Annotated in this window: 9 protein-coding genes; 5 read left to right on the top strand and 4 right to left on the bottom strand. The window is 70.9% G+C overall.

Annotation, left to right across the window (positions count from 1 at the left end; genetic code table 11):
* Positions 1 to 4 precede the first annotated feature (4 nt).
* Positions 5 to 970, top strand: a complete 966-nt coding sequence (locus NR792_RS06160) for a 3-oxoacyl-[acyl-carrier-protein] synthase III C-terminal domain-containing protein (RefSeq protein ID WP_375759132.1) — start codon at positions 5 to 7, stop codon at positions 968 to 970.
* A 13-nt stretch (positions 971 to 983) separates the two neighbouring features.
* Here the strand turns inward: NR792_RS06160 and NR792_RS06165 are convergent, their stop codons facing one another.
* The 4 genes from NR792_RS06165 to NR792_RS06180 all read right to left on the bottom strand — a co-directional run bounded on the left by NR792_RS06165 (position 984) and on the right by NR792_RS06180 (position 6,443).
* Positions 984 to 1,808, bottom strand: coding sequence for a hypothetical protein (locus NR792_RS06165; protein ID WP_375759133.1), 825 nt, complete (start codon positions 1,806 to 1,808; stop codon positions 984 to 986).
* Positions 1,809 to 1,818: 10 nt separating this feature from the next.
* Positions 1,819 to 2,640 carry a hypothetical protein gene (locus NR792_RS06170; RefSeq protein ID WP_375759134.1) on the bottom strand — a complete coding sequence of 274 codons (822 nt, stop codon included), beginning with the start codon at positions 2,638 to 2,640 and terminating at the stop codon, positions 1,819 to 1,821.
* Positions 2,641 to 2,692: 52 nt separating this feature from the next.
* Entirely contained in the window at positions 2,693 to 4,762 is a 2,070-nt protein-coding gene (locus tag NR792_RS06175; protein ID WP_375759135.1) for a serine/threonine-protein kinase, read from the bottom strand.
* A gap of 232 nt (positions 4,763 to 4,994) precedes the next feature.
* Entirely contained in the window at positions 4,995 to 6,443 is a 1,449-nt protein-coding gene (locus NR792_RS06180; protein WP_375759136.1) for a DEAD/DEAH box helicase, read from the bottom strand.
* Between the two features lie 598 nt (positions 6,444 to 7,041).
* On the opposite strand from NR792_RS06180, the gene NR792_RS06185 reads away from it, so the two are divergent.
* From NR792_RS06185 to NR792_RS06200, 4 genes are read left to right on the top strand one after another with little or no spacing between them, the layout of a single operon-like run.
* Entirely contained in the window at positions 7,042 to 8,508 is a 1,467-nt protein-coding gene (locus NR792_RS06185) for a glucan biosynthesis protein (RefSeq protein ID WP_375759137.1), read from the top strand.
* Positions 8,496 to 9,011 carry a hypothetical protein gene (locus NR792_RS06190; RefSeq protein ID WP_375759138.1) on the top strand — a complete coding sequence of 172 codons (516 nt, stop codon included), beginning with the start codon at positions 8,496 to 8,498 and terminating at the stop codon, positions 9,009 to 9,011. The genes NR792_RS06185 and NR792_RS06190 overlap by 13 nt, the downstream gene beginning before the upstream one ends.
* A gap of 45 nt (positions 9,012 to 9,056) precedes the next feature.
* Positions 9,057 to 11,081, top strand: coding sequence for a glucans biosynthesis glucosyltransferase MdoH (gene mdoH, locus NR792_RS06195; protein ID WP_375759139.1), 2,025 nt, complete (start codon positions 9,057 to 9,059; stop codon positions 11,079 to 11,081).
* Between the two features lie 42 nt (positions 11,082 to 11,123).
* On the top strand, positions 11,124 to 12,767 hold the full coding sequence (locus tag NR792_RS06200) for a M28 family metallopeptidase (RefSeq protein WP_375759140.1): 1,644 nt from the start codon (positions 11,124 to 11,126) through the stop codon (positions 12,765 to 12,767).
* The last annotated feature ends 12 nt before the right edge of the window (positions 12,768 to 12,779 follow it).

Below are 12,779 nucleotides of genomic sequence, written 5' to 3' on the forward strand. Positions count from 1 at the left end.
ACCCATGACGGCCACGACCTTCGCGCTCCTGGGAGTCGGTGCCGCCGTCCCCGACCAGGTGCGCGGCAACGACGACCCGCTGTTCGAGCCCCTGCGCCGCGCCGCCGGAAGTGGCGGCGAGCACGCGCTCTTCTACGGCAACCGCGAGCGCCGGGTGCTGGCGCCCGGCGAGTCCCTGGCCGCGCTCACCGCGAAGGCGGGCGCCGCCGCGCTGCGGGACGCGGGGCTGACGACCGCGGACGTGGACCGGCTGTACGGCTACGTGTCGGTGTCGGAGTTCGTCACGCCGAACGCGCTCTACGCGGTGCACCGGGACCTGGGCCTCTCGCAGGGCACGCTGGTGGTGCCGGTGCAGGCGGACTTCGTCAACTTCCTCATGGGCATCGTGCTGGCCTGGGAGGCCCTGCGCGCGGGCAGCATCCAGCACGCGCTGGTGGCGGTGGGCGCCGCGTGGACCCGCAACGTGGACTACACGCAGGGCCACGCCATTGGCATTGGCGACGGGGCGGGCGCGGTGGTGGTGGGCGCGGGTGACCGGCTCACGCTGGTGGACTGGGGCGCGGACACCTTCAGCGACGAGTACGGCGCGATGATGATGGGCGTGCGGCCGGAGTCCGGCATCGCGCACCCGACGTACGGCATCGCGCCGGCGGAAGGCGTGAAGGCGTTCCTGAACTCAGGCATGAACGGGCCGCCCCGGCTGGTGGAGCGGCTGCTCGCGAAGCACGGCGTGGCGCGCGAGGACGTGACGCTCATCTCCCACCAGGCCACGCGCAAGCTGATGGACCACTGGGCGAAGGAGATCCGCCCGCGCGAGTACCTGGACACCTTCGAGGACTACGGGAACATGGTGCACGCGTCCATGCCGGTGACGCTGGCCCGGTTCCACCGCGAGCTGCGCACGAAGTACCTGGTGATGGTCGGCCTGGGCATTGGCGCGCACCAGCTGGCAGTGCTGGTGCGCGTCTAGCGCGGCGTACGGGCTACTGGTCGTCGCAGGGCGTGCCCAGCCGGATGCCCGTGTAGACGCCCAGCTCGTTGTAGATGAGGGGCAGGTTCTGCTCCACGGGGACGTTGCGCAGCTCCACTTCCTTGTTCGCCTTCTCGATCCACATGGGCTTCTGCGCGCGGTCGATGACGAGCCGCAGCTGGCCCTTCTTGGTGGTGAAGATCTCCCCCTCGGAGTCCGCCACCACGTTGGTCATCTTCTGCGGCTTCAAGTCCCCCCTCGGCCCGATGAACACGCGGAAGTTGCGTGACTCCGCGGGCGTGAAGCCCTTGTCCACGTAGTAGTACGTGCCCGCCGAGTCGCGCAGCAGCGCGTGGGGGGCGAACTTCTGCGGGTTGGGGACGTAGGTGGCCTTGCGCAGCAGCTCCCGCGCCTGCGCGCCGGGGAGCATCTCCAGCGCCACCTTGCGCTCGCCGCAGCGCAGGGAGCAGGTGCGCTCCTTGGCGTCCACGGACAGCTGCGAGTGCACGCGCAGGTCCACGCCGTCGTAGTCGGCGGTGCCGGCCGGGTTGAAGAAGCGCGGATCCAGGAAGGTGTTGGCGGACAGGTTGCGGGAGCGGGGGCGAGGCACCTCCACCAGGGTCTTGCCGTCGCCGTAGTAGAGCTGGTCGTCCAGCTCGTCCGTGTCCTCGCGGGGCACGGAGACGACGTAGTGGCCCTTGCCGTCGGTGCAGACGGAGGTGGCCTCCAGGTGCATGCGTTGGCCCAGGTTCTCCGCCTTGCCCCACGGCGGGTCGACGGCGGCGGCGGGACTGGCGGCGAGGAGCACGGCCACGGGAAGGATGCGTTGGAAGAGCATGGGCGCGGGCCTAGAGGTGCTTCTTGAAGTAACGGGTGGCGGCCTTCTCCTGATTGGACGCCTCCGGGGTCGTGGTCCACACGAAGCGGTCGCCTTGCAGGGAGGGCTCCAGCGCGGCGCCGATGCGGCAGTCGAAGTGCTGGATGCGGGCCTTCACGGTGCGGCGGGCCTCCTCGGAGACGTCGCACATCGCCTTCAGGGCGGTGAGGGGATGGACGCAGTAGCGGGCGATCTTCTGGACCTTGAGGGCGGGCTCGGTGACGGTGGTCCAGTCGATGGCGCCCGCCACGGAGGTGCCGCAGGAGGTGTTCAGCGCCTGGAGCGCTTCGGCGTAGGCGGTGTCGTGGATGGTTTCCTCCGCCTTGCGGTCGAAGGCCATCAGCTTCGCGAGCTGGCCGCTCTGGGTCTGCTGCAGGTGCTGCGCGTAGACCTCCTCCGGCTTTAGCTTCTGGGAGCGCGCCTCGTCGTACTGGACCGCGATGCCGTTGCCGGGGCCGCCGGGGAAGTGCAGCTCCGTGTTCTTGCCCACGACGATGAGCGGCGAGTAGTCCTTGCCGTGCCACTGCGTGGTGTAGTTCTGGCGCAGCGTGCTCTGGCTGCTCCAGTCCTTCACCGTGTAGGGGAGCACCAGGTTGTCCAGCACGGAGCCCGTGCCCTGGATGCGCAGGAGGAACTTCTTCTGTTCGCGGGGCGTGAGCGGCACGACCGCGACCTGTTCGCCCTGCGGACCCACGAACACCTTGCCGGCTTCAACGGGAGCGGGCGGTGCGGCGTGGGCGGGCAGGGTGCCTAGAAAGGTGGCCAGCACGGCCACGGCGACGATGCATTTCATGTTGGGTGTTTCCCCCTCACCCGGCCGGATCCTCCGGACGGGCGGTGTCCGCCTACTTCTTCAATTCGATATCACGCCTCTGACATGCAGCGATGATCTGCGGTGTCAGCTCCGACGGGCGGATCCTGCTCGCTTCCGGCTGGGCGTTGGCGAGGTCACCAGTCTGGCACCGGAGCTTGATGGCCAGGTAGTGGGCGGCCAGGTTGTCCTGGGTCGCGTAGCTGCGCTGGGCCATTCGGACCGCGGTGTCCACGTCGCCCCGTTTTTCCGCGGCGCGGGCCTCAGCCAGATCGCTGAGCGCGACGGCGTTGGTTGGCTCCAGGGGGATGCGCGGAGACTTCGCCTTGCCGCCCGGTTTGGGGGTCGTCTTGCTTGCGACCGTGGGCTGCACCTGGGAGTCGACCGTCGTTGGCGGAGTCTCGATCTTCGCAGGCGCATCATTGACGGTCGTCGCCGTGATGGGCGGAGGAGGGGGGGGGCCCGCGACGGTGGGCGGCGGCGGGGCCACTGGGGGCGGGGGAGTGAGAGGCGGGGCCGCGTTCACGACACCGGGCGGAGTCGCGACCGGCGGGGAAGGCCGCAGCCACCACCCAAGTCCCACGGCACCGAGGATCAGCGCGGCGGTGCCCGCGATGGGAAGCACGCGTGACTTCGGCGGCGCCACGGGGCTTGCCTGCATCGTCATCGGACCGGGCATCCCCGGTTGACCCGATACACTCACCGGAGCGAATGGCTGACCCTGGGGACCAACGCCCCCCGCGAAACTGCCTGGCACCGCCTGCTGGCCACCGTAGCTGCCCGGCACGGCCTGCTGCCCACCCATGCTGCCCGGCACGACCTGCTGGCCCGTGCCATGGCCTTGGGCTGCCTGCTGGCCGCTGTAGCTTCCCGGCTGCTGCGCGGGGGCACCCGGCGCCGGCAGGGCCACGCCCGAGCCCCCCACGCCGCTCCCAGGCATCTGCGTGGCGCCGAAGCCCATCGTGCCGCCCGCCACCTGCGCCTGCTGTCCGAACGGGACCGTGCCGCTGGCTCGCGGCGCCATCGTCGCGTCGAAGCCGATGTCATCCGACGCCACGAGCGCGTCCGCTCCAAAGCGGCCCGTCCCCGGCCCCTTGTTCGACGGCGCCATCGTGGCGCCCAGCGCTTCCTCGTCGCTCGGCGCCACGGAGGGCAGCGCCACGCCCGAGGGACGCTTCGTGCGCGAGAAGGTCCGGGCCGCGATCTGCTCCTCGGTCTCCGGCAGCGACTGGAGCGTCGTCCCCGTGAGCTCCGCGATGAACGACGCGACGTCCGGATGGCGATTCTCCGGCTTCTTCTCCAGCGCCCGCGCCACCGCCCGGGCGACGTTCTCCGGCAGCTCCGGCATCAGCGTGGCGAGCGACACCGGCGGCTCATGCACCACGCGGTAGATGATCTGCGCGAGCGACCCGCCACCAAAGGGCGTCATCCCGGAGATCATCTCGAACACGATGCCGCCCAGCGCGAACAGGTCCGTCCGCGCGTCGATGCGGCTGTTCTGCCCCTGCGCCTGCTCCGGCGACATGTACTGCGGCGTGCCGATGAGCACCGCCTCCTGCGTCTGGAGCGTCTCCGACGACATGACCTTGGAGATGCCGAAGTCGAGCAGCTTCACGCGCTCGCCCACCACGCCGCCGGAGTCCGTGGGCACCAGGAAGATGTTCGCGGGCTTCAGGTCGCGGTGGACGATGCCCGCGCGGTGCGCCGTCTGCAGCGCGGAGCCCATCTGCCGCGTGAAGGAGAAGACCTCCTCCAGCGACAGCCGCCCGCGCCGCAGCCGGTCCGCGAGGCTCTCTCCACGCAGGTACTCCAGCACCAGGAACGGACTGCCGTCCTCCAGCGTGTCGAAGTCCAGCACCTCCACGATGTTCGGGTGCCCCAGCCGGGAGGCGATCTCCGCCTCGCGCCGGAATCTCACGTGGAGGTCCGGCCCCACGTGATCACCCACCCGCAACACCTTCACCGCGACCTGCTTGCCCGGAAGCCGCAGGTGCTGGGCCAGGAACACCGACCCCATGCCGCCCCGACCCAACACGGAGACGACTTTGTAGGTGTTCCGGAGGACCGAATCGATGTGCAGCTCACCGTCAGCCGAGCGCGTCATGGAAGAGGGCGTGTCCTGATGACGAAAAGGGGTGCGAGGCACCACCGTGAATCAGGCCGCCACGCTACCACGCCCCATCCGCCAGGGCGCGAGCCCGGCCCCTTCCATCCCACCCCGGAACGTCGAACGCCCGGACCCTCGAAAGAGGACCCGGGCGTCATGGACTCCAGCCATCCCTGCTCACCCGGAAGGGGCGCGACCTTCACGGCCACGCCCTACCCGGGAAGGGGCATCAGCCCCACTTGGACATCGTGCGCCGGGGCGGAGGCGAGCTCGGACCCGCGGCAGGCGAAGCCACGGCGGGCCGGGCCTGCTGCGGACGGCCCTGGCCACCACCGCGCGGCGCCTGGGCGTTGCCGCCGCTCGCCTGACGCGACTGGCCACCGTTCGGACGGCCCTGGCCACCGCCGCCACCGCCGCGGCGCTGACCGCCGCCACGGCGCTGACCGCCACCGCCGCCGCCATTGCCGCGCGACGGACCCCGGCCGCCCCGGTTCATCGGGGGACGGCTTTCCTCCACGTCACCGGGCAGGGGAGGGGGCAGCTGCGAGCGGAAGGCGGAGTCCGCCACCACCGGCACGCTGCGGCGGATGGTGCGCTCGATGTCGCGCAGGTACGCGCGCTCCTCGGAGTCGCAGAAGGACACGGCCTGGCCGCTGGCGCCCGCGCGGCCCGTGCGGCCGATGCGGTGCACGTACTGCTCCGGCACGTTGGGCAGGTCGTAGTTGAACACGTGCGACAGCCCGTCGATGTCGATGCCGCGCGCCGCGATGTCCGTGGCCACCAGCACGCGCAGGGTGCCCGCGCGGAACTCGTCCAGCGCGCGCTCGCGGGCGTTCTGGCTCTTGTTGCCGTGGATGGCGTCCGCGCGCACGCCCGCCGCCGTGAGCTGCTTGGCCACGCGGTTGGCGCCGTGCTTCGTGCGCGTGAAGACGAGCGCGCGCGGAATCGCCTTCGCGTCCTGGAGCAGGTGCGTGAGCAGCGCGCGCTTCTCCTCGCGCTCCACGAAGTACACCTGCTGGCTCACCGTCTCCGCCGTGCTGGAGGCGGGGGACACCTCCACGCGCACGGGGTCCTTCAGGATGTTGCGCGCCAGGTCCATGATGTCCGGCGGCAGCGTCGCGCTGAAGAACAGCGTCTGGCGCACCTGCGGCAGCACCTTGATGACCCGCCGCACGTCGTGGATGAACCCCATGTCCAGCATGCGGTCCGCCTCGTCGAGCACGAACACTTCCAGCGCGCGCAGCGTCACGAAGCCCTGGTCGATGAGATCCAGCAGGCGCCCCGGTGTCGCCACCAGGATGTCCACGCCCTGGCGCAGCGCCTGGACCTGCGGGTTCTGGCCCACGCCGCCGAACACCACCGCGTGGCGCAGGGGCAGGTGCTTGCCGTAGGTCACGAAGCTGTCGCTCACCTGGCTGGCCAGCTCACGCGTGGGCGTCAGCACCAGGCAGCGCACCGGACGGGCGCCGCCCGCGGGCGCCTTCGCCGACAGGCGCTGGAGGATGGGCAGCGCGAACGCCGCCGTCTTGCCCGTGCCCGTCTGGGCCACGCCCAGCACGTCCTTGCCCGCCAGCGCGTGGGGAATCGCCTTCGCCTGGATGGGCGTCGGCGTGGTGTAGCCCTCCGCCTTGACGGCCTTGAGAAGCGAATCGGTCAACTGCAGTTCGTCGAAAGTCATGAAATCCCGCAATGAGATGGGTGGGCGCACTCCCCGTTCTGGCGGGGGACCACTCCCCCTTCTGGCGGGGGACCGACCGCGCAGCGCGCCCTCCCGCGGTATTGCGGGGGCGCCTGGCGGTACGCGGTCAGGCCAACCTACGGCCCGAGGCACCTGGAAACGTCTTGGAACCCCTGGGCCTCCGGATGGATTCCCGGCGCCGCCCAGGGCCCGGCCACACTGCCTGCAATGGGGGGCAATGTCCCGGGAAATCCTTCCCGCCCGGCTGCCCCCCGCCGCTGTGGAGATTTCGGACAGGGCTGTTGGCCGCCTGTCCCCAACGTCCACAACCCCCCAATCCAGGCGCCGGTGGCTCCCTCTCCCGGCCCCCTCTCAACCCACCGGAATCATTTGCGCTCAAATCAAATGCGGAAGGGCAGACCCTTGGATTGATTGGGAAATTCCCCGCCCCCTGCCGCTTGGCATGACCGTTGCTAGCCTATGCCGCGTCGCGCCGTACTGGCGCGGGCGGTAGGCCCCTGGTGAGGAGCGGGACTTGAAGCGGTGGCAGCGACAGACGGTGGGGATGGCTTGGGGGTTGGGGCTGTGTGTGGCGGCCATGGCGTGTGCCCAGCAGCCGAAGGCGGGGGCCGCGAAGGTGTCCGGTTTCTCGGCGGCGACGGTGGTGGAGAAGGCCCGCGCGCTGGCCGCGAAGCCGTACCAGGAGCCGCCCGTCGGCGTGCCTCCGTCCTTCCAGACGCTCTCCTACGATCAGTACCGGGACATCCGCTTCCGCGACGCCGCGTCGCTGTGGCGTGAGGAGGGGCTGCCCTTCCGGGCGCAGTTCTTCCACCCCGGTTTCTATTACACGCGTCTGGTGGGCGTGAACGTGGTGGAGGGCGGCAAGGCGCGCCCGGTCCCGTTCTCCACGGACCAGTTCACCTACGGCCCGCTGGTGGGCAGTCCGCCCAAGGGCCAGGTGAACGGCTTCGCGGGCTTCCGCCTCAACGCGCCGCTCAACACGAAGGACTACTACGACGAGCTGGTGGCCTTCCTGGGCGCCAGCTACTTCCGCGCGCTGGGCAAGGGCAACCTGTACGGGCTGTCCGCGCGCGGGCTCGCCATCGACACGGCGCAGCCGGGGGGCGAGGAGTTCCCCACGTTCCGCGAGTTCTGGCTGGAGACGCCGGCGAAGGGCTCGGACACGGTGGTGGTGCACGCGCTGATGGACAGCCCCAGCGTCACGGGCGCGTACCGCTTCGCCATCCACCCGGGTGAGCGCACGGTGATGGACGTGGACTCCACGGTGTTCGTGCGCAAGGCGGTGCGCCAGCTGGGCGTGGCGCCGCTCACCAGCATGTTCCTCTTCGGGGAGAACGACCGGGGCGACTTCGACGACTTCCGCCCGGAGGTGCACGACTCCGACGGCATCTCCGTGTGGATGAAGAACGGCGAGAAGCTCTGGCGCCCCCTGAAGAACCCCAAGCAGATCCAGGTGAGCAGCTTCCACACGGACGGGCTCGCGGGCTTCGGCCTGCTGCAGCGCGACCAGGCCTTCAGCAGCTACGAGGACCTGGAGGCGCGCTCCGAGCGCCGCCCGGGGGCCTGGGTGGAGCCGGTGGGCAACTGGGGCGCGGGCTCCGTGCGGCTCGTGGAGCTGCCGACCCGCGAGGAGATCCACGACAACATCGTGGCCTTCTGGGTGCCGGATGCACCGGTGCCCGCGGGTGCACAGCTTCACTTCGCCTACCGGCTGTCCTGGGGCTTTTCCCCCGAGGGCGTGAAGGCCGGAGGTTCCACCGTCGCGGCGACGCGTGTCGCGGCGGGCAGCAAGCCGGGGGCGCGCCGCTTCGTCCTCGATTTCACCCAGGCCAGCGTGGAGGGCACGGGCCCGGTGGAGGCGGTCGTCACCGCTTCACGCGGCCAGGTGCTGCACCCGCGCGCGGAGGTCCACGCCGTCACGGGTGGCTTCCGCGCGGCCTTCGAGCTCATGCCCGACGGAGATGGCCCCGTCGAGCTGCGCTGCTTCCTGAAACGCGGTTCCGAGACCCTCACCGAGACCTGGAGCTACCTGTGGATTCCGTGACCACGCACCCGTTCATCTCCTTCGCCCCGGCGATGCCGCAGGAGGCCCGAGCGGACACCCAGGCCGCGCTGGTGAGCTTCTTCCAGGACTTCGGCTTCACCGCGCGCAACGACCTGGAGCGGCTCGCGGGCTGGATCCTGGGCACGCGCGAGCTGTCCCTGTCGCCGGAGGCCGCGCTGGCGCTCGCGCGCTGGCGGGTGGAGGGCTGGCTGGCGGAGGTGCTGGGGCCCGCGCACGTGGGGCCGGCGCTGCTGGTGCGCGGCCGGGCCGCGTTCGTGCTGGTGGGCGGCGCGCGCTGGGGCGCGGACGTGCTGATGCGCGCCCCGTCCTCGCTGCCGGAGGCCTGGCGCCGCGCGGTGTGTGAAGCAGTGCCCATGTCCGCCCCGGCGGAGGTGCCCTGCCAGATGCGCGAGCAGGTGCTCGTGCTCAATCCCTTCATGGACATGCTGCGCCGCTGGCTGCGTCCCGCCGCCAGCCAGGCCGGCGTGTCGCCGTCGCGCTAGGCGCGGCACCTCACACATGAAGCCGCACGGGAGCCCGGAGTCCGCATGAACGCCCAACCCTACACTCCGGCCCTGGCGCGGCCCCGCCGCGTGATGGTGCTGGGCCTGGCGGCCCTGTCCACCGGGTTCGCCTCGGTGGAGATGCACCGGCTGCTCGCGGCCCACGGCACCACGGTGCCGGAGCTGTTCGTGCTGGGATTGTTCGCGGTGTGCTTCGCGTGGATCGCCCTGTCGTTCTGGAGCGGCGTCGCGGGCTTCATCCAGCTTGTGTCGAACCAGCGCGTGCCGGGCCTGCGCTGGCCCACGGAAGAGGAAGCCGAAAAGCCGCTCACGCGCCGCACCGCGGTGGTGATGCCCGTCTACAACGAGGACCCGGCCGCGGTGTTCGCGCACGTGCAGGCCACGTACGAGTCCATCGCCGCGACGGGGCAGCTGGACGCGTTCGACTTCTACGTGCTCAGCGACTCCACGCGGGCGGAGTCGTGGGTGGCGGAGGAGCTGGCGTGGTCGGAGCTGGTCCGCCGGGTGGGCGGGCAGGGCCGCGTCTTCTACCGCCGCCGCTCCGACAACACGGCCAAGAAGGCGGGCAACCTCGCGGAGTTCTGCGAGCGCTGGGGCCGCCGCTACGACTTCCTGCTGGTGCTGGACGCCGACAGCCTGATGGCGGGCGACAGCGTGGTGAAGATGGCCCGGCTGATGGAGCTCAACCCGGGCGCGGGCATCCTCCAGGTGCCGCCGCAGAACGTGGGGCGCTCCACGCTGTTCGCGCGGCTGCAGCAGTTCGCCGGGCGCGTCTATGGCCCCATCGTGGCCGCGGGCGCGGCGGCGTGGCAGCTGGGGGACTCCAACTACTGGGGCCACAACGCCATCCTGCGCATGGCGCCCTTCATCGAGCACTGCGGCCTGCCGGTGCTGCCGGGACAGCAGCCCTTCGGCGGCCACATCCTCAGCCACGACTTCGTGGAGGCCGCGCTGATGCGCCGCGCGGGCTACACGGTGTGGCTGGTGCCGGAGCTGGGCGGCAGCTACGAGCAGCCGCCGCCGGACCTGCTGGCGTACGCGCAGCGCGACCGCCGCTGGTGCCAGGGCAACCTCCAGCACCTGGGTCTGGTGATGGCGGGCGGCCTGCACCCGATGAGCCGGCTGCACTTCCTCATGGGCGTGATGTCCTACGTGGCGTCGCCCCTGTGGCTCATCTTCCTGGTGGCGGGCCTGTTCGCCGCGCTGCACGAGTGGTTCTTCGCGCCCGCGACGCTGGTGGAGTTCCAGTCCACGCTGCCGGGCGGGGACGCGTTCGACACGGTGGGCGCGCTGCGGCTGATGGTGCTGTCGCTGGCGCTCCTGTGGATCCCCCGGCTGATGGGGACGGGCCTCATCCTCGCCCACCGCGAGGAGGCGGCGCGGATGGGCGGCCGGTTCAAGCTGGTGCTGAGCGTCCTGCTGGAGGGCGTGGTGTCCACGCTGATGGCGCCGGTGATGATGCTCTTCCAGTCGCACTTCGTGTTCGGGACGCTGCTTGGCTACAAGGTGAACTGGTCCAGCCAGCAGCGCGAGGACACGGACCTGCCGTGGTCGGAGGCGCTGCGCCGGCACAAGGGGCACATGGCCATTGGCGCGGTGCTCGCGGCACTGACGGTCGCGGTGGCGCCGGGCATGCTGGCGTGGCTGTCGCCGGTCATCCTGGGGCTGTGGCTGGCCCCGGCCATCTCCGTCTTCACCGCCCGGGCGTCGCTGGGCCTGTGGGCGCAGCGGCGCGGCCTGTTCCTCATCCCGGAGGAGGTCCAGCCGCCCACCGTGCTGGTGCGCGCGCAGGAGCTGGCCGAGGAGGGGATGGAGCCGGTGGACGACGCGCTGGACCACGTGCTGACCGACCCTCGCGCGCACGCGCTGCACCTGGCGCTGCTGGAGTCCCACCCGACGGCGAGCGTCCCCGTGGCGCTGGCCTCCGCGCGGCGCAAGCTGCTGGCGGGCGGGGTGGAGCCCCTGTCCGCGCAGGAGAAGTCCGCGGTGCTGCTGGACGCACGCACGCTGTCGGAGCTGCGCGGCCGGCGGCTGGGCGCGCAGGCATGATCGCGGTTGCAGGACCTGGCCGTGCCCTGGATGCTCCGGGGCATGAATCGGGTCTCGTCCGTCGCCGCGCTCGCGCTGTTCGTCTCCTCCGGGGCTTTCGCCGCGGAGCCTCCTGCTCCCAAGCCTGGCGCCGCCGCGGAGGACCGCTGGTGGAAGCACGTGGAGGTGCTGGCCAGTGACGCGATGGAGGGCCGCGACACGGGCAGCAAGGGCTACGCGACCGCGGCCGGCTACGTGTCCAAGGAGCTGGCCGCGCTGGGCGTGAAGCCGATGCTGAAGACGGGCTTCCTCCAGCCCATGTCGCTGCAGTCGCGCCGCCTCATCGAGGCGAAGTCCAGCGTCGCGCTGGTCAAGGACGGCCAGACGCAGCCGCTGGTGCAGGGCGAGGACGTGGTGCTGTCCTCGCGGCAGGGAGAGAACGGCACCGTGGACGCGCCGCTGGTGTTCGTGGGCTACGGCCTGTCCATCCCGGAGCAGGGCCACGACGACTTCGCGGGCCTGGACCTGAAGGGCAAGGTGGTGGTGATGCTCCAGGGCGGGCCGGGGGACATCCCGGGCCCGGTGAAGTCGCACTTCTCCTCGTGGTCGGAGCGGCTGAAGGTGCTCAAGGCCGCGGGGGCCGTGGGGTACGTGTACCTCCAGAACCCGAAGCTGCTGGAGCTGCCGTGGGAGCGCATCGTGGGCTCCAGCAAGAACCCCACGGTGGTGTTCGCGGAGCCGTCGCTCAACGACTCGCGCGGACTGAAGGTCGCGGTGGTGGTGAACGCGGCCCGGTCCCAGAAATGGCTGGAGGGCGCGCCGCACACGTACGAGGAGCTGCTGGCGCTGGCCGACGCGGACAAGCCGCTGCCGAAGTTCGACCTGCCGCTGCGCCTGAAGGCGAAGCTGGCCTTCGACGTGAAGCCGCTGAAGTCCATGAACGTGGTGGGCGTCATGCCGGGCGTGGATCCGGTGCTCGCGAAGGAGTACGTGGTGCTCAGCGCGCACCTGGACCACGTGGGCATCGGCGAGCCGGTGAAGGGGGACCGCATCTACAACGGCGCCATGGACAACGCGTCCGGCGTGGCGGCGCTGCTGGAGGTCGCGCGGCATTTGCATGAGCAGAAGGACAAGCCGAAGCGCTCGGTGCTGTTCGCGCTGGTGACGGGGGAGGAGAAGGGGCTGCTCGGTTCGAAGTTCTTCGCGTCGCGGCCGCCGGTGCCCATCACCTCCATCGTGGCGGACTTCAACCTGGACATGTTCATGCCCCACTGGCCGTTCACCTCCGTGGTGGCGCACGGCAAGGACGAGTCCTCGCTCGCGGTGCCGCTGGCGGAGGTGGCGGCGAAGCTGGACGTGCAGGTGCTTCCGGATCCGGAGCCGGACCGCAACCTGTTCGTGCGCAGCGACCAGTACTCGTTCATCCGCGAGGGCGTGCCCGCGCTGTTCTTCAAGTTCGGCTACACGCCGGGCTCTGAGGAGCAGAAGGTGTTCAAGCAGTGGCTGGCCGAGCGCTACCACGCACCGTCGGATGACCTGGCGCAGCAGCCCGTGGACCACGAGGGCGCCGCGCGCTTCATCACCTTCCTGACCGCCCTGACGAACGCGGTGGCGGATGCCCCCAGGCGCCCGTACTGGAACGACGACAGCTTCTTCCGCCGCTTCGCGAAGCCGGCGCCCGTGGAGACTCCGGCCACGAGCAGGTGACCGGAGGCGGCG

The sequence above is a fragment of the Corallococcus exercitus genome (assembly GCF_042231735.1).
GTDB lineage: Bacteria > Myxococcota > Myxococcia > Myxococcales > Myxococcaceae > Corallococcus > Corallococcus exercitus_B.

Excerpts from the sequence above, each read along its gene's own strand:
- NR792_RS06160 (WP_375759132.1), top strand. The coding sequence starts at position 5 with ATGACGGCCACGACCTTCGCGCTCCTGGGAGTCGGTGCCGCCGTCCCC.
- NR792_RS06165 (WP_375759133.1), bottom strand. The coding sequence starts at position 1,808 with ATGCTCTTCCAACGCATCCTTCCCGTGGCCGTGCTCCTCGCCGCCAGT.
- NR792_RS06170 (WP_375759134.1), bottom strand. The coding sequence starts at position 2,640 with ATGAAATGCATCGTCGCCGTGGCCGTGCTGGCCACCTTTCTAGGCACC.
- NR792_RS06175 (WP_375759135.1), bottom strand. The coding sequence starts at position 4,762 with ATGACGCGCTCGGCTGACGGTGAGCTGCACATCGATTCGGTCCTCCGG.
- NR792_RS06180 (WP_375759136.1), bottom strand. The coding sequence starts at position 6,443 with ATGACTTTCGACGAACTGCAGTTGACCGATTCGCTTCTCAAGGCCGTC.
- NR792_RS06185 (WP_375759137.1), top strand. The coding sequence starts at position 7,042 with ATGGCGTGTGCCCAGCAGCCGAAGGCGGGGGCCGCGAAGGTGTCCGGT.
- mdoH (WP_375759139.1), top strand. The coding sequence starts at position 9,057 with ATGAACGCCCAACCCTACACTCCGGCCCTGGCGCGGCCCCGCCGCGTG.
- NR792_RS06200 (WP_375759140.1), top strand. The coding sequence starts at position 11,124 with ATGAATCGGGTCTCGTCCGTCGCCGCGCTCGCGCTGTTCGTCTCCTCC.